19 protein-coding genes and 1 tRNA gene are annotated in these 23134 nt (G+C 56.4%); 10 read left to right on the top strand and 10 right to left on the bottom strand.

Translation table 11 applies throughout. The features are described from left to right. Window positions 1-96 precede the first annotated feature (96 nt). The 4 genes from BM022_RS05380 to BM022_RS05365 form a co-directional block, all read right to left on the bottom strand. Window positions 97-1056, bottom strand: a complete 960-nt coding sequence (locus BM022_RS05380; RefSeq protein ID WP_091137516.1) for an alpha/beta hydrolase — start codon at window positions 1054-1056, stop codon at window positions 97-99. 35 nt (window positions 1057-1091) lie between these two features. Then, a complete protein-coding gene (locus BM022_RS05375) occupies window positions 1092-3365 on the bottom strand; it encodes a TonB-dependent siderophore receptor (protein WP_256208953.1) in 2274 nt (757 codons plus the stop codon). A 76-nt stretch (window positions 3366-3441) separates the two neighbouring features. Further along, a complete protein-coding gene (locus BM022_RS05370; RefSeq protein WP_091137513.1) occupies window positions 3442-4746 on the bottom strand; it encodes a lysine N(6)-hydroxylase/L-ornithine N(5)-oxygenase family protein in 1305 nt (434 codons plus the stop codon). A gap of 10 nt (window positions 4747-4756) precedes the next feature. Next, a complete protein-coding gene (locus tag BM022_RS05365; RefSeq protein ID WP_091137511.1) occupies window positions 4757-5848 on the bottom strand; it encodes a GNAT family N-acetyltransferase in 1092 nt (363 codons plus the stop codon). Window positions 5849-6101: 253 nt separating this feature from the next. On the opposite strand from BM022_RS05365, the gene BM022_RS05360 reads away from it, so the two are divergent. Next, window positions 6102-7760, top strand: coding sequence for a cyclic peptide export ABC transporter (locus tag BM022_RS05360; protein ID WP_091137667.1), 1659 nt, complete (start codon window positions 6102-6104; stop codon window positions 7758-7760). 16 nt (window positions 7761-7776) lie between these two features. Continuing rightward, on the top strand, window positions 7777-9039 hold the full coding sequence (locus BM022_RS05355; protein ID WP_091137510.1) for a PepSY-associated TM helix domain-containing protein: 1263 nt from the start codon (window positions 7777-7779) through the stop codon (window positions 9037-9039). A 68-nt stretch (window positions 9040-9107) separates the two neighbouring features. Here the strand turns inward: BM022_RS05355 and cgtA are convergent, their stop codons facing one another. The 3 genes from cgtA to rplU all read right to left on the bottom strand — a co-directional run bounded on the left by cgtA (window position 9108) and on the right by rplU (window position 10895). Beyond that, the gene (cgtA, locus tag BM022_RS05350; protein ID WP_091137508.1) at window positions 9108-10166 is read right to left on the bottom strand and encodes an Obg family GTPase CgtA; all 1059 of its coding nucleotides are present in this window, start codon (window positions 10164-10166) and stop codon (window positions 9108-9110) included. A gap of 132 nt (window positions 10167-10298) precedes the next feature. Next, the gene (gene rpmA, locus BM022_RS05345) at window positions 10299-10571 is read right to left on the bottom strand and encodes a 50S ribosomal protein L27 (RefSeq protein WP_091137507.1); all 273 of its coding nucleotides are present in this window, start codon (window positions 10569-10571) and stop codon (window positions 10299-10301) included. A gap of 12 nt (window positions 10572-10583) precedes the next feature. Beyond that, complete coding sequence (rplU, locus tag BM022_RS05340) at window positions 10584-10895, bottom strand: 50S ribosomal protein L21 (protein ID WP_091137506.1); 312 nt, start codon at window positions 10893-10895, stop codon at window positions 10584-10586. A gap of 203 nt (window positions 10896-11098) precedes the next feature. Here rplU and ispB point away from each other — a divergent pair, with 203 nt between their 5' ends. The 4 genes from ispB to ampD all read left to right on the top strand — a co-directional run bounded on the left by ispB (window position 11099) and on the right by ampD (window position 13436). Next, window positions 11099-12067 carry an octaprenyl diphosphate synthase gene (gene ispB / locus BM022_RS05335; protein WP_091137504.1) on the top strand — a complete coding sequence of 323 codons (969 nt, stop codon included), beginning with the start codon at window positions 11099-11101 and terminating at the stop codon, window positions 12065-12067. A gap of 163 nt (window positions 12068-12230) precedes the next feature. Further along, window positions 12231-12307: transfer RNA gene (locus BM022_RS05330), tRNA-Pro, on the top strand. A 288-nt stretch (window positions 12308-12595) separates the two neighbouring features. Continuing rightward, on the top strand, window positions 12596-12832 hold the full coding sequence (locus BM022_RS05325; RefSeq protein WP_091137502.1) for a PP0621 family protein: 237 nt from the start codon (window positions 12596-12598) through the stop codon (window positions 12830-12832). A gap of 61 nt (window positions 12833-12893) precedes the next feature. Continuing rightward, window positions 12894-13436, top strand: coding sequence for a 1,6-anhydro-N-acetylmuramyl-L-alanine amidase AmpD (gene ampD / locus BM022_RS05320; RefSeq protein ID WP_091137666.1), 543 nt, complete (start codon window positions 12894-12896; stop codon window positions 13434-13436). Window positions 13437-13489: 53 nt separating this feature from the next. On the opposite strand, the gene BM022_RS05315 is transcribed toward ampD, so the two are convergent. After that, entirely contained in the window at window positions 13490-15157 is a 1668-nt protein-coding gene (locus BM022_RS05315; RefSeq protein WP_091137501.1) for an ABC-F family ATPase, read from the bottom strand. Window positions 15158-15477: 320 nt separating this feature from the next. Between BM022_RS05315 and BM022_RS05305 the strand changes: the two genes are divergently transcribed. Beyond that, window positions 15478-16446, top strand: coding sequence for an acetyl-CoA carboxylase carboxyltransferase subunit alpha (locus BM022_RS05305; RefSeq protein WP_091137498.1), 969 nt, complete (start codon window positions 15478-15480; stop codon window positions 16444-16446). Then, the gene (tilS, locus tag BM022_RS05300; RefSeq protein ID WP_091137496.1) at window positions 16415-17833 is read left to right on the top strand and encodes a tRNA lysidine(34) synthetase TilS; all 1419 of its coding nucleotides are present in this window, start codon (window positions 16415-16417) and stop codon (window positions 17831-17833) included. The genes BM022_RS05305 and tilS overlap by 32 nt, the downstream gene beginning before the upstream one ends. A 131-nt stretch (window positions 17834-17964) precedes the next feature. On the opposite strand, the gene BM022_RS05295 is transcribed toward tilS, so the two are convergent. Together BM022_RS05295 and BM022_RS05290 are read right to left on the bottom strand one after the other, a co-directional pair. Continuing rightward, window positions 17965-18663 carry a pirin family protein gene (locus tag BM022_RS05295; RefSeq protein WP_091137495.1) on the bottom strand — a complete coding sequence of 233 codons (699 nt, stop codon included), beginning with the start codon at window positions 18661-18663 and terminating at the stop codon, window positions 17965-17967. 110 nt (window positions 18664-18773) lie between these two features. Further along, window positions 18774-20420: an MFS transporter gene (locus BM022_RS05290; RefSeq protein ID WP_091137493.1), complete on the bottom strand. Its 1647-nt coding sequence runs from the start codon at window positions 20418-20420 to the stop codon at window positions 18774-18776. A 313-nt stretch (window positions 20421-20733) separates the two neighbouring features. On the opposite strand from BM022_RS05290, the gene BM022_RS05285 reads away from it, so the two are divergent. Both BM022_RS05285 and radA read left to right on the top strand, forming a co-directional pair. Beyond that, complete coding sequence (locus BM022_RS05285) at window positions 20734-21294, top strand: sugar O-acetyltransferase (RefSeq protein ID WP_091137492.1); 561 nt, start codon at window positions 20734-20736, stop codon at window positions 21292-21294. A 480-nt stretch (window positions 21295-21774) separates the two neighbouring features. Continuing rightward, the gene (gene radA, locus BM022_RS05275; RefSeq protein WP_091137664.1) at window positions 21775-23133 is read left to right on the top strand and encodes a DNA repair protein RadA; all 1359 of its coding nucleotides are present in this window, start codon (window positions 21775-21777) and stop codon (window positions 23131-23133) included. The last annotated feature ends 1 nt before the right edge of the window (window position 23134 follow it).

Raw genomic sequence — 23134 nt, 5'->3', positions numbered from 1 at the left:
CTACGGGAGGGCTGAGCCATTGTGCGCATGAAGCAAGAAGGGCGCTGCCAGAGGGGGTGGCGCCGGAGGTTTGCTTCAAAAAAGATGCCGGCCGACTTAATCAGCCTGGAAAGCAATTGCAAGGGCGCGCGCAATATCTTCGCGTACTTGAATTCCTTCAGCGACGACATTGCCTAGACGAGCGAAATCGTGCGTCATCCCCGGATAGATCCTGAGGTCTGTCGGCACCCCCGCAGTTTGCAGTCTTTCCGCATACGCGATGCCCTCATCCACCAAGGGATCATATTCGGCCAGGACGACGAAGGCCGGAGCGAGGCCGCTCAAGTCAGCTGCCTCAAGTGGGGCGAAACGCCAGTCGTGCCGGTCCGCTTCGCGTGCCAAATAATTGTCGAACATCCACTGTAGCGTAGAGGCTTCAAGCAGATGCCCCTCTGCGAGGCGCCGATGAGAGCCAGTATCCTGGAGCGGGCTCGTACACGGGTAGAGGAGCACCTGGAGCACGGGTTGGGGCAGGATCGAGTCCCGAGCCGTAATCGTTATTACCGTCGCCAGTGTCCCGCCTGCACTGTCGCCTCCCACCGCGACGCGCCTCGTATCGATGCCCAAGGCGGTTCCGTTGGCACGCAACCACTCGTATGCGTCCTGTGAATCGTGAACGGCAGTCGGAAAGGGGTGTTCGGGCGCCAACCGGTAGGCGACGCTGAGGACACAGCACGGCGTTAAAGCAGCGATCGCCCTGCAGAGGGAGTCATGGGAATCAAGGCTACCAACGCAGTAACCCCCGCCGTGGAAATACAACAGCGCGGGCAAACGGGACATTCCCACAGGAATATCAGGCGCATAAAGCCTTGCGTCAATCTCGTTCCCGTCGCGGCAGGAGATGCGAATCGGACGAGCGCTCGTAACTGACATCGCTGGGGAATCCAGCGCCAATGTGGAGGCATCGTATTGGCGACGGGCCTCCGCAATCGGCATTTCATGCAACGGTTGGGCCCCACTGGCAATGCCGGCCTCTACCAACTCAAGAAAGGCTGCAAGATCAGGGTCAAGGGGCATCGTCCGTGTCTCTCAAGTATAACTTTTTCAAGCGGCTAGAAGTTCAGTTTTAGCGTGCCGATCACGGAGCGTTCAGTGCCCCGGAAGAAGTTTCCGCCAGAACTGGCCGAGTAATATTTTTCGTTGAATATATTGTTGGCATTGATGAAAAAACGCCAGGGGCCGTGATCGTAGCGGAGAACTGCGTCGAACAGGGTGAACGACGGGGTGATGCTGGTATTGGCGTCATCGTTGTACACGCGTCCAACGTAGCGCACGCCGCCTCCAATACCGAAGCCCTTCAGCCAGCTTATATTCAACGCGCCCAGACTGTAATCTAGCCACCCCGAGGTGATCAGATTAGGAACGCGAACCGGCATTTTTCCCGCAAAGCCATCGAAACTTTCAGTGACCTTGACGTCGCTGTATGTAAAGGCTCCGATAAAATTCAGTCCCCGGTAGATCTCTGTCCTTGCCTCCACTTCCGCTCCTCGGGAGCGGATCTCACCCGTTGCGGTGACCAAGCCGCCTACACGCAAATCGGGAACTAGAACATTGGTTTTTGTCAGATCAAACAATGCTAATGTAATGAGATTTCTGGTACCTGGCGGCTGATATTTAATGCCAACTTCATACTGGGAGGCGCGGGTGGCATCGAACGGTCTGCCGGCATTGCTTCGGTCCAGCCCGGGTTGAGGCAGGAATGATTGCGAATAGCTCACGTAGGGGGCAACGCCGCTGGAAAAAAGATAGGTCAGGCCAGCCCTGCCGGTATAGGCAGAGTCTTTGTTCATGAAAGCAGTCCCAGCGACAAGTTCGGTGGTGCTGTTTGAAACCCGATCATGCCGACCGCTCAGCGTTAGAACCCAGTTCTGGTATTTGAGCTGATCCTGCACATAAAAACCCACCTGGTCGATTTTCTGTGTTCCATCCGCCGCCACGAAATCCGGGGTAGCGATCGGTTGAAAATATACCGGGTTTAGTACATCGATACTTGGGGTTCCAAAGCCCGCAAGGTATTTGAGCGAGGCGTTCGTTCGCGTCCAATCGATTCCGACTAACATCGTATGATTTACCGGCCCAGTATTTACCCGGGCTTGCAGGTGTGTGTCCAGGGCCGTTTGGTCGAGCCGTTCATTGGTGGAAAACGCCATACGATCCAGAATGGACGTACCGGGAACAAACCCAACCGGATTTATATCGCTGAAGCGGCCATCCTGCCGCATGAAACGAAAATTCTGCCTTCCGGTGAAGGTTTCGTTGAAGTGATGCTCGATTTTATAGCTGATCGACGCCTGATCGGTGGAATACCGGGTAAATCCAGGATCGCCTAGCAGCGTGCTGGTAGGCCTGCCGTCAGGCGTTGCCACATAAAAAGTGCCTGCACCGCTGCGATTGTTCAGGATGTCCCCAAAAACCGTGATGGAGGTCCTGTCCGAGGGGCGCCATGTCAGCGATGGGGCGATGTAAAAGCGCCTGATTTCTGCCTGATCTCCATTGGTGTTAGGAAAACGGACTTGGGTGTCGGTATCGAGCGCGGACGTTACAAGCCGGAACATCAATGTTCCATCCGCGTTGACGAGCCCAAAATCCGCTGCGATCCGCTTGCGGTCGAAATTGCCGTACTGGAGCTCGACTTCACGAATCGGAGTCGCGCTAGGAAGCTTGGTGATGCGGTTGACGATACCGCCGGCATCGCCGCGGCCAAACATGACCGAAGTGGGGCCGCGCAGCACGTCCACCCGCTCAAGGGCATAAGGGTCGGTTATAAAGGCGCCGAAATAAAGCCCCGTCCCCTGCTGACTCAGGTTGTCCCGGAAATTGCCTGTCGTCTGGACATTAAAGCCGCGCATGCCGATGTACTCGAAACCCGTTCCATTAAAACCGAACTGGTCGACTACCACCCCCGGCACGTAGCGCAGCGCTTCGGTAAAGTTGAGGTGAACGCCGCGCATGTCGAGTTCCCTTCGGTTGATGATAGAGATCGACTGGGGTATCTCCGTAAGTGGCGTATCCGTTTTCGTCCCGCTTACGGTATGAGTGGTCACGTATCCGCCGACCTTCCCTGTATCCTTGACCACTACCGTTGGCAGCACTGCCGGCTTAGCGCCGGTAGTGGCTTTCGATTTGTCTTCCTGCGCATCAACGGTAGCCGGTGCATCCGGTTTTCCTTTCTGTTCCGGCTTCACGGGTTCGGCGCCCGTTTGCTGCGCGAGCGCATATCCGGTAACGGACAAAGCCAGGAATGCACTCTGCAGGGTCCGGGTGAGTAAAGTTTGTTTTGATGGGATTAGCCACTTGTTGGTTTTTGTGTAGGCTTTCATAGTCATAATTGCTGGTGGTTTAAAAACTGGTGATTAAAAAACTGGTGTGCTCTTTGCTTTGATGAGGAGCGTTAAAAAGGATTTAGCGGCTGGCGACGGCGCGGATGGTGTTATCCGGCTGCTGGCAGCCATGCTGGTTTACAGTGCTCAGCAGGGCTTCGCCGATCTCATCCGTGCGAACCGCGGTAACGGAAAGAAGGGTGTCGCTCAGGCCGTGGCTTGATTCGCACGCCCCCTGCAGGAAGATGGCGGGCCGGAAGTTAGCGGTGCTCAGCAAGCGGTATTGGCGGTCGACAGTAAAATTTTCCAAATAGGGCGAGAGCGGCTTCAGCAGAGACTTATGATGATCCCGGCTATATCCGGTCGCAAGCACGACTGCGTCATAGGTGGCGACCTGTTCGCCACCATCGTTCAGATTCCGCAAAACGAGCCGGATGCCTTCCGGTAGTGCGTGGGCCGTGGCTACTTCATGCCGCCGCAGGAAGCGATGGCGGGCAATACCGGTAACTCTTTGCTGGTAGAAAACATTAAAGATCTGCTCGATCAGCACGAGATCCGGGGCCGCGTAATTGGTATGCCAGAACTCATCCAGCAGCGCGGCCCGATCCTTGTTTGCGCGGCTGAATACAAAATCGGTGAAGTCCGGGTTGAAAATCTCGTTCACGAAGGGGCTATCGTCCGATGGCTTTATCGCTCGCGCCCGCATGATCAAATCAACTTGCGGTGCGTTGGGACGGCCGTGCAAGTCCATGAAAATTTCCGAAGCGCTTTGCCCAGCTCCCACCACTGCTATCCTTTTCGCGGACTCATGCCGTTCGATTTCACCAAGGTAGTTGTTGGAGTGAAACACGCGCGGATCGTCTTTCAAGGGTGCAAAGCATTCAGGGATGCTGGGCCTGCCGCCTACACTGATGATCAGGTTGCGGGTCAACCGCTCGTGGATGACGTTGTCGGCATCCCGTGAACGAATACGAAGCAACGCAACTTCATCATTACGCTTCTCAGGCAACACTTCCAAAACTTCTTCGCCGTAAGCACAGCGATCATCGAAATGCTCCGCGGCCCACTTCAGGTAGTCGTTGAACTCGTGGCGGCTTGGAAAGAAGGTTTTCAAGTTGATGAAGTCCTGCAGCCTTTGTTTCTGGTGCAGGTAATTGATGAACGTAAAATGGCTGGAAGGGTTGCGCAGGGTTGCCAGATCCTTTAGGAAGGATATCTGCATATGCGTGTTGTCCAGCATCATGTTCGCATGCCACGCGAAGCCAGGCTGCTTTTCGATAAAGAAGGAGTCTACGTTGTACCCCTCCTGTCTCTTTTCCTCCAGGGTAATGGCAAGGGCGATATTGGATGGTCCGAAGCCGATACCGATTAGATCATGGATATGCATGGCGATAGCCTCAGGGTAAGGATCTGGAAGAGGGCGAAGCCGCGCTGTCCTTCGGAATCCAATGGCGATCCGCGAAGAACCTTTCCCGCAACAACATGGCGAGCGTGGCGCGTTTATGAGGAAAATCAAACTCCTTGAGATTCACGTAACCACATTTGCCCAGGTTGCGTATCATCTTGTAGTTATCCGATCGCGGCTCAATGACAATGCGCTGAGTCCTGCAGTCATTCAAAAACAGGTAATGGGAGATCGAAGGCAGCCAGGCGGTTACGAAAGGCTTGCCACGAAAACCGGGTTCTCCGATGAGCACGTGCCAGCCGCGATCAAAGTCATCCGCATCATAGAATGGAGCGATTCGATCTTCTTTTGCCCAGTACACCTCGAAATAACCAAAAGCCCGGTCATCGAGACTAGCGATCAAGGCTATTACATGGGGATCGCGGTCGATGTTCTGCAAATAGGCGCGATGTTTGGCAAGATCGCCTTCCTCACGCCATGCCGCCGTTACGACGGGGTCGTTCATCCACCGGCTGAACGATTCGAGGTCATGCTGGAGGTCGACGGTGCGAAACGATAAAGTAGCACCGAGCCAGGGAATGTAGCGCTCGTATACGACGCCGACCGGCTTGGGCGGCCGTAGAGGGTGCCGCTCACCCTGACGGAGCGTATAGGTGAGCGGAAATCCATACGGTTGCGGTTGGCGCAGCCATGGTGTTGGCTGTTGCCAGAAAAGTTCGGCCCTGACAATCATTTGCTTGTTTTCGTCTCTCAGCACCAAGCCCAAGTACATCAGTTCATTTATGTCGGCAACGCTGACGTCGAGCGTCAGCTGCTCGTGCTGGGGATAGGTGAGGAAACAAGCTTCGATCGCCACCAGTAGTTCTGCAACCGAAGGCGTCCCGGAGTCCGCCGTAATACATTCCAGTAAGAGCTGATCCGGGTGTGGATCTAATCGCCACGTCGATTTTCCCGCCTCGCTCGCTTTTTGCACGAGAAGCGTATTGCCATCTATTGTTGCTGTATAAGGGATCCCATCAGGACGGCAAATATTTGTCGTGACACGAGTCGATAAACGTTGACCCTGCTCGTGCAACTTTCCCATCTGTCAAACTTCCCGAAAACATGGTTGAGGCAATTGCCTTTATTCCGTATAAAGACGAATGAGAAACGTTATTTTTTAATAATCAATCTCATTAAAAGGAGGGCGAGCCGTGGAACGATCGGGTGCTGCTGTACTCCAGCCGATTTCGCGGGAGCCCTTTCAAGAAAAAGGGGCTCTGGTCCAATTTCTGTAAGTGAATATTTGCGCTGCCCATTCGTCTTTTTTTCATATTCATCCTTATTGTGAGATAGCTGTGCTGAAGTACCTCATCAGTCGATCCAAAGGACTATTAGCAGTTGCCGCGCTGGTCAGCATAATTTATGGTGCCGGCAGTGTATTTCTGCTGGCACAGATCAGTTCCGCGCTTACCGCCCCGGAGTCCGACCGCGCAGAGACGGGATTGATCTTCGCCGCAACTGCCTTTGTCGTGATGCTGACGTATATGTGCGCTACCATATTATTTCAGCGTCTTGGCCAGCGATCCCACGCGGAGCTTCGTAACTTCGTTGCCAAGCGTGTGCTAGCCGCCGACTATCGGCAACTTGAAGTGGTGGGCGCGGCTCGCGTACAGTCCGCCCTCGCGGAGCATTGCACACTGGTTGCCGAATTTTTCGAGAGCTTTCCCATCATCCTGACAAACGCTGTTATCGTAATAGGCTGTCTGGTGTATATGGCAATGCTGTCCTGGCAAGTGTTTTTGCTTGCGCTGGTTGTCATTGGATTTGGTTCCCTCGGGTACCATCTTGCTCATTTGCGCGCCCTAAAGCACCTGACTGCCGCCGCGGACGAACAGGACCAGTTATTTGCTTATTTTCGTTCGCTCACGGACGGTGCCAAGGAGCTTCGCCTGAACCGGAGCAAGCGTAACGCGTTTTACAAGGGTGTGCTGGGGCGCTCGATCGAAGTCGTACGGCAGGAGCGAACGCACGGCATGTCGCTGTTTATTGCGTCTGCGAGCTGGGGAAATTTCCTGATCTATGCGTTTATAGGTATGGTGTTATTCATGCTGGTCGGGGACGTACCCGACCGGGCATTAATAATGACCGGATTTGCACTTGTGTTTGTCTATATGGTGGGGCCGCTGGAAGCGTTGCTGCTCAACATTCCCAGGGCAAACCTTGCGCAAGTCTCCGGTGACCGGATCGACGAGCTAACCCGGGCGATGACAGCTTCTGAGGTGGAGACAGACGAATACGCCGTCCCATCGTTGCAGTCCGTGTCGCTAAAGGGTGTTTTGCACCGTTATTACCACGAACAGAGCGGCGAAATGTTTACCCTCGGCCCGGTAGATCTGGAGTTCCAGCCGGGAGAAATAACGTTTCTGGTTGGCGGTAATGGCAGTGGCAAAACAACGCTGGCTAAATTGCTGGTAGGACTTTACCCACCGGAAGAGGGTCACATACTCCTTAACGGGGAGGTTGTGAGCGACGCGAGCCGTGATCATTACCGGCAATTGTTTTCGACGATTTTTTCCGATTTTCATCTTTTCGATCGTCTGCTGGAAACGGGCAGCGCCAATCTGGATGAGGAGGGCAACCGCCTGCTGGCCAAACTGCACCTTCAGAACAAGGTAAAGGTGCAGGACGGTGCTTTTAATACGCTTGCGTTATCACAAGGACAGCGCAAACGGCTGGCGCTCGTGGTAGCCTATCTCGAAAATCGGCCATTCTTCATGTTTGACGAGTGGGCTGCGGACCAGGACCCTGTGTTCAAGGAGGTGTTCTACCGCGAAATACTCCCGGAATTACGTGCAATGGGCAAGGCAGTGCTGGTAATCTCCCATGATGATCGTTACTTTCATCTTGCGGACCGTCTCATACGCATGGAGAGCGGATGCCTGACTTATGATAGCCGGGCAGCGAAGGGCGAACCGGCTTTATCGCCGGCGTTTGCGCTTCACGGCACATTTTGAGGTATAGATACAACCCATGGCACACGAAATATCCGGTGCTGCCGGAGCGCCGGAAAAGCAAAGGGCTCAAAAGGCTACCAGGCAGCGGATCGGGCGCAGCTTACTGGTCCTGATGCACCGCTGGGTGGGGCTTTTTCTGGCTGTTTTCCTGTTCATATCAGGGCTTACCGGCGCGATTATCTCGTGGGACCACGAGTTGGACGAGTGGCTCAACCCGCAGTTGTTCGAAGCGCGGGGCGAGGGCGTTCCCGTTTCCCCGTTGATACTTGCAGAACAACTGGAAGCAGCCGATCCGCGGCTGATGATAACCTGGGTTCCCCTGGCAGGGGAGCCTGGGCATAACATCGGATTGGGCGTAGGCCCCCGCCTTGATCCGGCTAGCGGCAAAGCTTTCGATCTGGACTTCAACCAGGTAACGCTTGATCCTGTGAATGGCGACGTGCGCGGGAAGCGGATGTGGGGGGAGATTTCGCTAAGCCGCGAGAATCTGCTTCCTTTCCTGTACAAGTTGCATTACAGCATGCATATCCCGGATGGGTTCGGGATCGAGATCGGGATTTGGTTCATGGGCATCCTGGCCATTGTATGGGCGATTGACTGCTTTATCGCCTTATCGATATCGTTTCCAAGCGCGAGCGCGTGGTCTAAATCGTTCAGTTTTCGCTGGCAGCAAGGGGGCGCCAAGCTGAATTTCGACTTGCATCGTTCCGGTGGAGTCTGGGTATGGGGAATTTTATTGATTCTGGCTGTTACCGCCATATCAATGAATCTCAAGCAGGAGATCATGCGCCCGCTTGTATCCGTTTTTTCTCCGCTTACGCCCAGCCCGTTTACCCGTACACCCAATCCCCCCGAGTTGCCAATCGAGCCTATAGTGAGCCGGCAAGCAATCCTCGAGCTCGCCGCTTCCGAAGCTAAAGCGCTCGGCTGGAGTACGCCCCCGGGTGGTATTTTCTATTCACCCGAGTTCGGTATTTACGGTGTAACGTTTTTCGAACCGGGGCACGAGCACGGAGATGGGGGACTGGGCAATCCATCGTTGTTTTTCGAAGGCAAGGATGGCGCACCTGCCGGCGCAAACATACCGGGCTCGGGAAGCGCGGGAGACATTTTCATGCAGGCGCAGTTTCCTCTGCATTCCGGCAGGATTCTTGGGCTTCCCGGCCGCATCATGATTTCCATGATGGGACTACTGGTAGCGATGCTTTCGGTGACGGGAGTAATAGTCTGGCAGAAGAAACGCGCCGCGCGGAAGAAGATGAGCGTAAAGAGCGGGTGAGCACGCCCACCCACGTGGAGCGTGGTAACGGGATTAACGGGAGGTTAACGGGGAGAGTGCGCGGCGAGTCAGGAAGCGTGCATATCAGCTACCGCCGCGATTTCATCCGCAGCTCGAGACTCCTGCTCCAGGTATTCCATGATCGCGTATGTCAGCTCGCGGCAACCTGCCCCGGTCACTGCCGAAACAAGGAAGCTTCTGCCTTTCCATCGCAGATCTCGGACGAGCTTCTTGCAAATCTTATCCCGGTCTTGCGCGTTCAATAAGTCCGCTTTATTAAGGACCAGCCAGCGCGGCTTGCGATAGAGCGTTTCATCATACTTTCTCAGTTCCTTGATTATGGCTTTGGCTTCATGCACCGGATCGACGTTCTCGTCCAGTGGCGCGATGTCCACAACATGCAACAGCAGGCGCGTACGAGCCAGATGCTTGAGGAAGCGGTGACCGAGGCCCGCGCCTTCCGCCGCGCCTTCTATCAAACCCGGAATGTCCGCCATCACGAAGCTCCGATTCTGATCCACGCGCACCACGCCCAGGTTCGGGTGCATGGTGGTGAAGGGGTAGTCGGCCACTTTGGGCCGCGCGGCGGAGACGGCCCGGATAAGGGTCGACTTGCCCGCGTTCGGCATGCCTAAAAGCCCTACATCCGCCAGCACCTTGAGCTCAAGTCTGAGCGCGAATTCTTCCCCAGGCTCGCCTGGGGTAAATTGACGGGGCGTCCGATTGGTGCTGGACTTGAAATGCAGGTTACCGAGCCCGCCGCCTCCCCCCTTGGCCAGCACTACCTTTTGTTCATGTTCCGCCAGGTCGGCGATCACTTCGCCGGTATCCGCATTTGTGATCACGGTGCCTACCGGCATCCGCAACACGATGTCGTCCGCCGACTTGCCGTAGCAGTCGGAGCCGCGCCCGTTCTCGCCCTTTTTAGCCCGGTGTTCACGCGCAAAGCGGTAATCCACGAGCGTATTGATGTTGCGGTCTGCAATGGCAAAAATACTGCCGCCGCGCCCGCCATCGCCGCCCGAGGGACCACCTTTGGGAATGTATTTTTCGCGGCGGAAACTGGCGGCCCCATCGCCTCCTTTGCCCGCGCTGACATGGATCAGCGCCTCGTCTATATATTTCATCGGATCGTGTCCCGCATTACATGGAAACAAAAAATGGAAACAAAAAAGCCCTATCGGATCGACAGGGCTTTTAGGCGGTGGTTCCTGGAGAGACTTATGCCTGAACGAATTCTCTCGCCAGGCTAAAACGGGTCAAAGAGGGCTCGACTCAAACGGTTGGATACTGACCGTTTTACGCTGTTGCGAGCCTTTCGTTGTAAAGTTCACTGTACCGGTGACCTTGGCGAACAAGGTGTGATCCTTGCCCATGCCCACGTTTTCCCCCGGGTGGACTCTGGTACCGCGCTGACGAACGATGATGCTTCCGGCGGGAATCAATTCGCCACCGTAGCTTTTCACCCCCAGGCGTTTGGAATTTGAATCACGTCCGTTTCTTGAGCTACCGCCTGCTTTTTTGTGTGCCATGCTTGACTCTCCTTATGCCGAAATACCGCTGATCTGGATTTCGGTGTAATTCTGCCGGTGTCCTTGATGTTTCTGATAGTGCTTGCGCCGCCGCATCTTGAAAATGCGTATCTTGTCATGCCTGCCTTGTTTCAGCACGGTGGCCGTCACCGAGGCCCCGTTCAGCACGGGCGTGCCCATCGAGATATTGTCGCCGTCGGAAATGAGCAGCACCTGATCGATCACAACTTCGCTGCCCACATCTGCTGGAATCTGTTCGATTTTAAGTTTAAGCCCGTTCTCGACACGGTATTGCTTGCCACCAGTTTTTATAATTGCATACATAGCTAATTCTTTCTCTTGCGTGAGTGACCAAGGTACATAAACAGTACCTGAAAAAGGTAAACAACAATTATACATCGCCATCTTTCCCAGGTCAAAGTTCTGTTACCTATGACTTTGTGTCACAATAACGGGTTGCCCCAGTTATCGGCTTGACATACTGGCGGCGACGTTTCTACCATGGCACCTTTTTTGCAGGAACCTTTGTGTCGATTGAACGTATCAGAAGCCTTATCGCCCAGGACATGGGCGCGGTGGATACTGTTATCCGCGAGAAACTCTATTCGGATGTGGCGCTCATCCGCCAAGTAAGCGAATATATCATCAACAGCGGGGGAAAGCGGCTGCGCCCCGCCCTGGTGATTCTTTCCGCCGGCGCATTCAAATACGCTGGCAGACATCACTACAATCTTGCCGCCATCGTTGAATTCATCCATACCGCAACCTTGCTTCACGACGATGTCGTTGACGCTTCCGAGTTGCGGCGCAGCAAGGCGACCGCGAATGCCCTGTTCGGGAATGCAGCCAGCGTACTGGTTGGGGATTTTTTGTATTCGCGGGCATTCCAGATGATGGTCGAGGTGGACAATATGCGGGTCATGCGGGTGCTGGCCGATGCCACGAACACGATTGCCGAGGGCGAAGTATTGCAGTTGCTCAACTGCCGTGATCCCGATGTGGATGAGGAAAACTACCTACGCGTGATCCGATATAAAACCGCGAAACTGTTCGAGGCAGCCACCCGGCTCGGCGCAATCCTCGGTAAGGCCACCGCGGCAGAGGAGGAGGCGATGGCGGCTTATGGGATGCACCTCGGCACCGCATTTCAGCTGACGGACGACATGCTGGACTATTCCGGGGATTACCAGGAGACGGGCAAGAACCTGGGCGATGACCTTGCCGAAGGCAAGCCGACGCTGCCGCTGATCTATGCCATGAAAACAGGGTCGAGCGCTCAGGCGGCAATCATACGCAACGCGATAGAGCAGGGCGGCGAGGGAGGGTTTCAGCCCATCCTCGAGGTTATCCAGCAGACTGGCGCACTGGATTACGCGCGGCAGCGCGCGGAAGCCGAATCCGACACCGCATCCCAAACGATTGCGTCATTGCCCGCCTCCGAGTACAAGGAGTGCCTGTTGCAGCTCAGCACTTTCGCCGTGGCGCGAAATTATTAGCGGCTTATGGCCCGACCGCACGCACCAGACGTGTTGAGTTTATTGAGAGCGCAAGCACGATCTAAAGGAAATTTGAATTGCCCGGAAATCCCTTCCTGCGTACAATTGCTGCCCACGCCGTGAAGTGATTATTTCAGGCGCGCAAGGAACAGCACTGTCAATTCGGGGTGTAGCTCAGCCTGGTAGAGTACTGCGTTCGGGACGCAGGAGTCGGAGGTTCGAATCCTCTCACCCCGACCACCGTTTTACAGCTATGACTTTATAGCAGATTATCTCCGGGGTGTGCCGTGATTCGGCCCGGGTTTTTCCAGTAAAGTCGCGCAACAGTTTCAGTTTCTATCGGATTTTCAGCCGCAGATGCTCCGGGAATGGAAAGGCTGATTTATTTTCCGCCAGCTTGCTCCCATTCGCTGATGATCCTGTATGCAGCTTGCACGCGGCCGCGTAGCAAGTAGAATGCAAGGTCGTATCTCAACCGGTATTCACGATATACGCAGCCTATTCTGATGCGCCAACGGAACCAACACCGTGGGTAGAATTCTTTTCTTCGCCCTTATCATTGCCCTTCTTTTTTGGGTAATAAGAAGCTACCGGCGGTCGCTCAAGAAGCGGGAAGAAGCGCATGAAGAGCCGCGCTCGCTGGAGGGCGAGGATATGGTGCGGTGCGTGCACTGCGGCGTGCACCTGCCCAGGAGCGAAAGCGTCACGTCTGAAGGAAAATTTTTTTGTAGCGATGAGCATCGCCGCCTGCATTTGAAGTTGTAAAACCTGCATATGGGGAGGGTGTGAAGTGCGGCTTCAAGGCGATCAAACGCCGATTGATGAAATGCACATTGATCCGGCGGTTTGCCACGGCAACATTCGTTTTATTCCTTCACCCAATTTCGATGAGCGCCCCACCGGGTGTGAAATCAACCTGCTGGTCATCCACAATATCAGCCTGCCTCCGGATGAGTTTGGGGGCGATGGGGTGCTCGAGCTGTTTACCAACCGGCTCGATCCCGAGGCCCATCCCTATTACCGTTCCATATACGGACTCAGGGTTTCCTCTCACTTCCTGATACGCCGGGATGGAGAGACCATTCAGTTCGTGCCATGCGAGAAACGCGCGTGGCATGCTGGGGAATCCTGCTGGCAGGGTAGGCGCCGCTGCAACGATTATTCGATAGGCATAGAGCTTGAAGGCAGCGACAGCGTCCCGTTTGCGGACGTCCAATATGCCGCGCTGGCGGCGCTTACCCGCGCGCTGCGAAAACAGTACCCTATTACCGACATTGCGGGCCACTCCGATATCGCGGCTGGGCGCAAGACCGATCCCGGCCCATGCTTCGACTGGGCACGCTACCGCGCATTGCTTTCGGAAGGGTGATCAGGCTTCCTGTTCTCATGCGAGACGCCGGCGTGAAGCGGCATCATCGGCAGTTATCTTGACGAGACGCGCAGCTTTTCCTTCGATGGCGGATTGCTATTGTTGGAGCCGGACCCGGCCTCGACGCCCTGGCCGCGCAAATAGTCTTCGTAGCTACCCTTGAAATCGGTGATTCCATCGGGTTTCATTTCCAGAATACGTGACGCCAGCGAAGAAACGAATTCCCGGTCATGGGAAACGAAGATCAGCGTGCCGGCATATTTCTCCAGGGCCGCGTTGAGCGACTCGATCGATTCCATATCCAGATGGTTAGTTGGCTCATCCATCAGTAGCACGTTGTTTCTTGTCAGCATGAGCTTGCCGAACAACATGCGTCCTTCCTCGCCCCCGGATATGACTTTCACCGATTTTTTTACTTCGTCGCCGGAAAACAGCAGCCTCCCGAGAACGCTGCGTACCACCTGATCATCGTCATGGGATCCCCGCCATTGGGTCATCCAGTCGGTGAGCGACATGCCTTGCCCGAAATCGCCTGCGTGGTCCTGCGCAAAATAGCCGGGACGCGCTTTCTCGGCCCACTTTACCTCTCCCGCATCTGGTGCAAGGTCGCCTGAGATGCAGCGCAACAGGCTGGTCTTGCCGATGCCATTAGGGCCGATAATCGCGATTTTCTCGCCTGCTTCCACGTTCAGACTAAACTTGTGGAACAGCGGTTTTTCCATTCCCGAGAATTGCTTACTGATGCTTTGCACGGAGACTGCGAGGCGATGCAGTTTTTCCCGCTCGTCCACTTCGAACCGGATGTACGGGTACTGCCGGCTGGAAGGTTTGATATCCTCCAGCTTGATCTTCTCGATCTGGCGCGCACGGCTGGTGGCCTGCCGTGCCTTGGACGCATTGGCGGAAAACCGGCTTACGAACGATTGCAATTCCGCGATCTGGGTTTTCTTCTTAGCGTTATCGGCCAGCATACGCTCGCGCACCTGGGTGGAGGCGATCATGTAGTCATCGTAATTTCCGGGATAGATACGGATTTCGCCATAGTCCAGGTCCGCCATATGTGTGCAGACGCTGTTCAGGAAATGGCGGTCATGGGAAATGATGACGATGGTGCTCCGGCTCGCGTTAATGACATCTTCCAGCCAGCGGATGGTGTTGATATCAAGGTTGTTGGTCGGCTCATCCAGCAGCAGAATCTCGGGATCGGCAAACAGCGCTTGCGCCAGCAATACCCGCAGCTTGAATCCAGGAGCGACCGTACTCATCAGGCCCTGGTGCTGTGCTAGCGGTATGCCCACTCCCAGCAGCAATTCACCCGCGCGGGCCTCGGCGGAATAACCGTCCAGCTCGGCGAAGTGCGCTTCCAGTTCCGCGGCATGCATGTAGTCTGCTTCGGTGGCGTCGGGATTCGCATAAATCGCGTCCCGCTCTTCTTTCACTCGCCACAACTCGGCGTGCCCCATCATTACGGTGTCGATCACCGGAAAATCTTCGAAAGCGAACTGATCCTGGCGCAGCTTGCCTACGCGCTCCCCGGAGTCCACGCTCACATTGCCGGAGCTTGGCTCCAGATCGCCCCCGAGTATTTTCATGAAGGTGGACTTGCCGCAGCCGTTGGCGCCGATCAAGCCGTAACGATTGCCGTCGCCGAATTTGACCGAAACATTTTCGAACAGGGGTCGTGCCCCAAATTGCATGGTGACGTTAGCGGTAGTAATCAAAGGTCTGTCCGGAAAAGGAGAAAACCTTAAATTTTACCGGATAAATATATAATACGTAACCTTCCGGCATTCTGAAAACGATCCGGTGCCGGAGGTCAAGCGATAGCGGGACATGCGGGACGGGCTTGCGAGGTTGGAGTGGTGGCAAAAATAAGTACGCAACTATTCCATGGGACTCCTGAACTGCGCGCGAAGGCCCGATCGACCTCCGGATTCGCGCGTCGCCCGCCCCCGTTTCTGCTATTGAATCCTGCCTGATACATTCGTGCGGCGCCCCGGCATTCATGTATCATTGCGTTTTCGAATTACACCCGTGTTGCATGAAAATCACGTTTCTGGATTTCGAGCAGCCTGTCGCTGAGCTTGAGGCAAAAATCGAGGAGTTGCGCTTCGCCCAGGAAGATTCAGCGGTGGATATTTCAGCCGAAATCTCGCGTTTACAGAAGAAAAGCCAGTCACTTACCAATAGCATCTACGCCAAGCTCACGCCCTGGCAGATTTCGCAGGTCGCGCGGCATCCGCAGCGGCCTTACACGCTAGATTATATCGGACACCTGTTTACCGACTTCGAAGAGTTGCACGGCGACCGCAGTTTTGCCGACGATCACGCCATGGTGGGTGGCTTGGCGCGATTTCAGGGTCAAACAGTGATGGTCATCGGTCACCAGAAAGGCCGTGACACCAAGGAAAAGATCCACCGCAATTTCGGTATGCCCAAACCGGAAGGCTACCGCAAGGCGCTGCGCCTGATGCGCCTCGCTGAAAAATTCTCCATTCCGCTAGTCACGTTCATCGATACCCCTGGCGCATATCCGGGCATCGGTGCAGAGGAACGAGGCCAGTCCGAAGCCATCGGCCGGAATCTCTATGTTCTCGCGGAGCTGAAAGTGCCGGTTATCTGCACCATCATTGGCGAAGGCGGGTCCGGCGGGGCCTTGGCGGTTGCCGTCGGCGATACGGTACAGATGCTTCAATACGCCACATACTCGGTCATTTCTCCCGAGGGCTGCGCCTCCATCCTGTGGAAAAGTGCTGACAAGGCGCCGGAAGCCGCCGAAATAATGGGCATCACGGCGCATCGCCTCAAAACCCTGGGGTTAATCGACAAAATCATCAGCGAGCCTGCCGGCGGAGCCCATCGCGATTATCTTGCTACCATGCAAGCCGTGAGGAAGGCGCTTGAGGAATCGCTTAAACACCTCCAAGGCCATTCCCCGGAGTTGTTGCTGGAGAGGCGTTTTACCCGGCTGATGGGATATGGCAAGTTCAAGGAAGTTAAAGTCAAATAGCGTTTCGCGCAAGGCCGAAAACGTGTTGCGTGAGCAGGTCCGGCCAGGAAACCGGCTGGTCGTCGGGTTGAGCGGCGGGGTGGATTCGGTTGTGTTGCTGGATCTGCTTGTGCCGTTATCCATTCCGCTTCAGGTTACGCTTTCCGCCATTCACATCAATCACGGTATCAGTCCGCATGCGGACCAGTGGAGCCGCTTCTGCCATCATTTATGCCACTCGAGAGGTGTTCCATTCGAGATCGTCAGGCTGAAAATCTGCCGGACACCTGGCATCAGCCTTGAAGCGGCTGCCCGGGATGAGCGCTACCGCATATTTGCAACCCTCGAGGCAGATTATGTGGTTTTGGCGCAGCACCTGGATGACCAGGCTGAAACCCTGATGCTGCAGCTGTTACGAGGTGCGGGTGTGAAAGGGTTGAGCGGCATGCCCGTTGTCAGGGCTGGACGTTCATGGATCAAAGCTCCATTGCCGCAAAGCAGCGAGCAGGCTTCCGGGCACGGTGTTCCGCCTCACCCAAAAATTTTGCGGCCACTGCTGGACGTATCGCGGCGGGAGATCGAGGAATATGCGCTCGAACATGCGTTGCAGTGGATGAAAGATGAAAGCAACGATAATGTCGCTTTTGACCGCAACTTCCTGCGCCACGAAGTTTTCCCCCTGCTAGAAAAACGTTACCCTTCCTACCGCAAGACTTTCCTGCGGGCCAGCAGACATATCGCGGAAGCATCCGCCCTCCTGGATGAATTGGCGCAGGCGGATAGTAGGGAATGCGCGGCTTCCGGAAAAATTGAAATCGAATGTTTGCGCAAGCTGGGTTTTCTTCGCGCAAAGAATTTGTTGCGCTACACGTTTGCGCGCGAGGGCGCGATCCTGCCGAGTGCCGCAAAGCTTGAGGATATCTTGCGCCAGCTGCTTTCCACAGGCGCAAGTACGAAATTGCACGTGACGTTCGGGGACACTGAAATCCGGACATTTGGGGGCCTTCTGCACCTGCGCGAAACCAGCGTCCCTCCGCCTATCCACTGGCGGATGGCCTGGCAGGGAGAAGAGCAAGTTGTTATTGCCGAGCTGGGGGGCACGTTGGCATTTACGCCCACTGAAGGAGCGGGGATCAGCCTGGGCAGGCTCACGGAATTTCCTGTAACTATACGGTTACGCAGCGGCGGCGAGCGCTTGCGGCCCGATTGCAAACGCCCGCGCCGCAGCCTAAAGAACCTTTTACAGGAGGCGGCGATCCCGCCATGGGAGCGTGAAACGTTGCCGCTGATATTCAGCGGCGAGTATCTCGCCAGTGTGCCCGGGCTCGGGGTGGATTGTGATTTCCAAGCGGCCCCGGGGGAGCAGGCGTTGATCGCTCACTGGCGCCCCGGCCCAGCCCCGGCCTGAGAGTGAAACCTTGGGTCGATTTGACGCTGACTCAAACCGGGCAACACGCCAAGCCGCCAGCTGGCCATAGCAACACGGCCCATCTGCACCCACAGCGACCAGCTTTGCGGTAATCGCGCAGCTCCTTCCTTCTATGTCAACTCGAAGACCATCACCTCGGCGTTGCGGCCCTGGGCAAGCATCACCCGCTCGCCACCGGCGAGCATGGCCCCGTCTCCTGCGTGCAGGGGGGTGTCGTTTAGCGCCACATCGCCGCGGGCCACATGGACGTAAACGTATCTGTCTTGCGCGAGCGGGTGCTCAACCTGTTCGTTTCCGTCCAGCAGTACGGCAAACATCTTCGCATCCGCATGAATTTTTACGGAACCATCGGCACCGTCGGGGGAAGCGATGAGACGCAACCTGCCGCGTTTTTCCTCGTCGCTAAAATACTTTTCCTCATAGCTAGGGTTGATGCCGGCAGCATTGGGTAGAAACCATATCTGCAGGAAATGAACTTTCTCGGTCTGCGAAGGGTTGAATTCGCTATGCTGCACGCCTGTTCCGGCGCTCATCCGCTGTACGTTACCGGGATGAATAACGGAACCATTGCCCATACTGTCCTTGTGGGCAAGTGCACCGTTCAGCACATAACTGACGATCTCCATATCGCGGTGTCCATGCGTGCCGAAACCGCGGCCAGGCTCGACGGTATCGTCATTAATCACGCGCAGCGCGCGAAACTGAACATGCTTGGGATCGTAATAGTCGGCGAAGGAAAAGCTGTGCCAGGAATTCAGCCAGCCGTGGTCGGCGTGACCTCGGTCTTGCGCGCGTCGTAATTCCATCATGTCCATTCTCCTTTGATAAATGAATGTGCGAGGGTGCGGCTTGTTGGCAAGCTTACTTCAGTCGAAGAAAGAAAGCATCGCGGTGCGAGCTGAAGCGAACGCAAAAGTTATCATGAGGCAGTTTCCATTGAACGGTCGGTAAGTGCTTTTGGCGCGCCGCCGATAAAATGTGAAACCCTGGGAGCGGCGGCGCCAATGTGAAAACGGTGGATAATTTCCTGCACACGCTGGTCTTCGCGTGTGACACGCGCGTGCTGACGCAAGTGGTCTAGCCATGAGTCTTGCTGGAATAGCTCGATATATCTTCCTGGTACGGCAATATCCTCAAAGACACCCCAGCTGAAGGCGCCATCCCGCCGTCGGATCGTTCCGAGTTGCTGCATGGCGTCCAGGAAGGCCTCCCGCTGCGCAAGCTCGATCTCGTATTCGACCGTGACAAGGACCGGACCGCGTTCCCTGTCCAGATCGCCCGCCGCTTCGGGATGGGGCCAATGGAAAGACGGCGACAAGTCAGGCGCGTCGCCACTGCCCAGGCTGAATCCGCGCACGGCGACGGCTGCCAGCACAGCGCCGGCGGCCGACCCCAGCAGCGCGACGGGAATGCCTGCATGTGCGGCGACCCACCCCCACAGCAGGCTGCCGAGGGTAAGCCCGGCAGAAAACACCATGATGTATAGCGACAGGGCACGGCCTCGAACCCAGGCTGGCACGGAGACCTGCGCGGCAACCTGCAGCGATGACAGCACCATGACCCACGCCGCGCCGGCGATGACCATCACGCCATACAAGGTCGCCTCGTTGCGCACGGTGGCCAGGGCGGCCATCGTTACCGCATAGACGATGCTTGCGATCAGCACCAGGTGGTCACGGGAGATGCGGGCCTGCAGCCGCGGCAAAATGACGACACTTACAACCGCGCCGATGCCAACGAAGGTCAGCAGAAATCCGTAAGTGTCGGGCCCGCCCGCAAGTTCATTGCGCGCAATCAGCGGAAGCAGCGCCCATGCGGAAATGGTGAAGAGAATAAAAGCGATGGTGCGGATCAGCACCGCGCGGAACGGCGAAGCCCGGTGGGCATAGCGGAGACCGGCACGCAGCGCCTGAAAGAAGCGTTCCGGCGGCAGCGATCGCTCATCCGGCTGGCTTTTCCAGTACCAGAGCATCACGATCATGCCGATGAACGAAATGGCGTTCAGGCTGAATGCAGCCCATGCCCCGAACTGCGATAGCAGCAGTCCGCCAATGGCGGGACCAATGGATCGGGAGAGATTCATCGACAGCGAACCCAGGGCAACCGCTTGCGGGAGCAGATTTCTGGGAACGAGTTCGGGCGCCGTGACGTTCAACGCTGGGGTCGCCATGGATGCACCAATCCCCAGGGCGAAGGTCAGGATCAACAGGTTCCAGGCATCGAGCTCACCGGCCGCGGCCAGGAAAGCCAGCACTGCCGCGCAAATCGCCATCCATGACTGGGTAGCGAGCAAATACCGCCGCCGGTCGACAATGTCGGTGAGCGCCCCGGCAACCAGCGCGAACAGCACCATCGGCAACGATGCGGCAGCCTGCACCAGGGAAACCATTACCGGCGAATGGGACAGATCGGTCATTACCCAGCCGGAAGCGACGCCATTGATCCAGGTGCCGATATTGGAACCGAGCGCAGCCAGCCAGAAGGCCCGGAACACAGGCACGTTCAGGGGTCCCCAGGCGCTGGCGCGCGGGGCAGGTGAGGCGGTGTTTTCGTTTGGTTCAGTCACACGTCACAGGTCTCGTCAGCGTAGCGCCATGATGCCGCGGTTCGTCGCCGCTCAGGTATTGGCCTTGCCTGGAGCCAGGATTAAAGCCCTTCCCCTGGTTTGCCCGGAAAGCACGGTGCTCGGGTTTCGCGAATACACCCTCAGGCGCGGGTGGGCGCGTCCCCGTTTTTAATCCGCGTCGCTTACCCGCGTCGCGGCACAGGCATACCGATAATTGTCTATAGCATATAGAGCCGGCTTGTTATCGCAAATTCATGCCAATCTTTACAGCGTCAGGGTTGGCTGTCCAATGGTTTTAACCAAGGGAGGCCCGATGAGAACGGAAAAAGATAAAATGTTGAGCGGCGAACTCTACAACCCGTTTGACCCGCAGTTGTCCGCTGAGCGCCGCCATGCCCGGCTGCTTGTTAAAAAGCTGAACGACACGCGGGACGATCAAGTGGAGGAGCGTAAGCGCCTGATAAAAAGCCTCCTGCCTTCTACCGGAGAGAGCATCTGGATCGAGCCGCCTTTCTTCTGCGACTACGGCAGCAACATCACCCTGGGTGACGATGTTTTCTTCAATTTCAACTGCGTAGTACTCGATGTCGCTCCCGTCCGCATCGGATCGCGCGTGTTGTTCGGGCCAGCGGTCCAAGTGTATGCAGCGACACATCCGTTGCGCGCGGCGGATCGACGAGCGAAGCGTGAACTCGGAGCAAGAATCGAGATCGGCGACGATGTCTGGATAGGCGGGGGCGTGATCATCTGTCCCGGTGTGCGGATCGGTGCGCGCTCTGCAGTAGGTGCGGGCAGCGTGGTGACAAAAGATATACCCGAAGGCGTGGTGGCGGCTGGCCACCCGTGCCGCATTTTACGGGAGATCGAAGAATGAGTGAGTCTCGTCAACGGAAGCGTGGAGCTTGCCTGATCGCGCAACCGAAGACTAGGGGAACCCCTGAACAAATCCTCGCTGATCGCGTTGCTGTTAAAATCGGAATGATCATAAGGCGCGCGACGCTGATCGTAGCTGGGACCACGATGCCAAGGAGCGCAACGCCATGAGCACCCGATTTTACCGCAACCCCGATGGGACGAGGCTTTGCGGGCGGTCTGCCTTGTCAGGCTCCTAGCGAAGGTGATCAACCATTCGCGTCGTCGCTTTTCGCGCATCCCATCCCGCAAAGCCACCGTCGCGCCAGCGGAGATTTGTTCAGGGGTTCCCTAGAACCTGGATTTGCCGATGGGCGTATTAAACGGGCGGCATGCGCGCGGATGCTCGCTCGTTGCGGGGAGATCGAACGCGCTATTCCGAACGGAGTAGAATAGTTCTTTACACGCTGTCCGCGTGACGATAGCTCAACTCTTCAAGAAGATGGCTAAAACCAAATCGACCTATTCCTGTACCGAATGCGGGGGCCAGACCCTCAAATGGCAGGGTCAGTGCCCGCATTGCCAGGCATGGAACACGCTCGTTGAGGCAGTGGCGGAGAGAACTGCGTCACGCTTCGCGCCTGTGTCTGAAACGGGTCAGGTTCAGAATTTAAGCGAGGTGGAGGGCGGGGAAGAGGCGCGTTATTCCAGTGGCATAGCTGAGTTTGACCGCGTGCTGGGCGGCGGCCTGGTGGAAGGTGGGGTGGTATTGCTGGGAGGAGACCCGGGCATCGGCAAATCCACGCTGCTGCTGCAAGCGCTCTGTCATATGTCCCAGGGTTCGTCGGGACGAGAGGTATTGTATGTCAGCGGCGAGGAATCGGCTCGCCAGGTGGCGCTACGGGCAAGGCGCATGGCGTTGGATGCGAAGGCTATACACCTGCTGGCGGAGATCCGGCTTGAACAGATACAGACAGTGCTCGCCGAGCGGAAGCCTGGCGTGGCCGTGATTGATTCGATACAGACAATTTATTCGGACGCGCTCCAATCGGCTCCCGGTTCGGTTGCTCAAGTGCGGGAATGCGCCGCCCAGTTGACGAGGTTGGCCAAGGCCAGTGGCACATGCATGATCCTGGTCGGTCATGTCACTAAGGAAGGATCGCTGGCCGGGCCGCGCGTGCTGGAGCACATGGTGGATACGGTGCTATATTTCGAAGGCGACACCCACTCCAGTTTCCGCATGATTCGCGCCTTCAAGAACCGGTTTGGTGCGGTGAACGAATTGGGCGTGTTTGCCATGACCGAAAAAGGTTTGCGTGAGGTCAGCAATCCTTCCGCGCTATTCCTTTCTCACCATGGGGGGGAAGTGCCGGGTTCCTGCGTGATGGTAACGCAGGAAGGGACCCGGCCGCTGCTGGTGGAGATACAGGCGCTGGTGGATGAGGCGCACGGGCCCAATCCAAGGCGGCTGAGCGTGGGACTGGAACAGAACCGTCTGGCGATGTTGCTCGCCGTGCTGCACCGGCACGCGGGCATCGCCTGCTTTGACCAGGATGTTTTTGTCAATGCGGTAGGCGGGGTGAAAATTACCGAGCCAGGCGTCGATCTGGCCGTGTTGCTTGCGATTGTCTCCTCGCTCAGGAACAGGCCCTTGCCGGAAAAAATGGTGGTGTTTGGGGAAGTGGGCCTGGCGGGCGAAGTGCGGCCGGTCCAGCGCGGCCAGGAACGGTTGAAAGAAGCGGCCAAACTGGGATTTGTTCGCGCCATCGTACCTAAAGCCAATATGCCCAAACAGGGCATTCAGGGTATCGAGATTATTGCGGTGGACCGGGTGGAGGACGCAGTGGCGAAAATGCGCTGAG

It is taken from the genome of Nitrosospira sp. Nsp14 (assembly GCF_900113575.1).
Lineage (GTDB): Bacteria > Pseudomonadota > Gammaproteobacteria > Burkholderiales > Nitrosomonadaceae > Nitrosospira.
Note: the sequence above shows the minus strand (reverse complement) of the source record. Positions and strands in the feature narration are given on the sequence as shown.

What these genes read in the sequence shown, in the direction of transcription:
- BM022_RS05380 (WP_091137516.1), bottom strand. Translation starts at nt 1,056, where the DNA reads ATGCCCCTTGACCCTGATCTTGCAGCCTTTCTTGAGTTGGTAGAGGCC.
- BM022_RS05375 (WP_256208953.1), bottom strand. Translation starts at nt 3,365, where the DNA reads ATGACTATGAAAGCCTACACAAAAACCAACAAGTGGCTAATCCCATCA.
- BM022_RS05370 (WP_091137513.1), bottom strand. Translation starts at nt 4,746, where the DNA reads ATGCATATCCATGATCTAATCGGTATCGGCTTCGGACCATCCAATATC.
- BM022_RS05365 (WP_091137511.1), bottom strand. Translation starts at nt 5,848, where the DNA reads ATGGGAAAGTTGCACGAGCAGGGTCAACGTTTATCGACTCGTGTCACG.
- BM022_RS05355 (WP_091137510.1), top strand. Translation starts at nt 7,777, where the DNA reads ATGGCACACGAAATATCCGGTGCTGCCGGAGCGCCGGAAAAGCAAAGG.
- cgtA (WP_091137508.1), bottom strand. Translation starts at nt 10,166, where the DNA reads ATGAAATATATAGACGAGGCGCTGATCCATGTCAGCGCGGGCAAAGGA.
- rpmA (WP_091137507.1), bottom strand. Translation starts at nt 10,571, where the DNA reads ATGGCACACAAAAAAGCAGGCGGTAGCTCAAGAAACGGACGTGATTCA.
- rplU (WP_091137506.1), bottom strand. Translation starts at nt 10,895, where the DNA reads ATGTATGCAATTATAAAAACTGGTGGCAAGCAATACCGTGTCGAGAAC.
- ampD (WP_091137666.1), top strand. Translation starts at nt 12,894, where the DNA reads ATGCACATTGATCCGGCGGTTTGCCACGGCAACATTCGTTTTATTCCT.
- BM022_RS05305 (WP_091137498.1), top strand. Translation starts at nt 15,478, where the DNA reads ATGAAAATCACGTTTCTGGATTTCGAGCAGCCTGTCGCTGAGCTTGAG.
- tilS (WP_091137496.1), top strand. Translation starts at nt 16,415, where the DNA reads ATGGCAAGTTCAAGGAAGTTAAAGTCAAATAGCGTTTCGCGCAAGGCC.
- BM022_RS05295 (WP_091137495.1), bottom strand. Translation starts at nt 18,663, where the DNA reads ATGATGGAATTACGACGCGCGCAAGACCGAGGTCACGCCGACCACGGC.
- BM022_RS05285 (WP_091137492.1), top strand. Translation starts at nt 20,734, where the DNA reads ATGAGAACGGAAAAAGATAAAATGTTGAGCGGCGAACTCTACAACCCG.
- radA (WP_091137664.1), top strand. Translation starts at nt 21,775, where the DNA reads ATGGCTAAAACCAAATCGACCTATTCCTGTACCGAATGCGGGGGCCAG.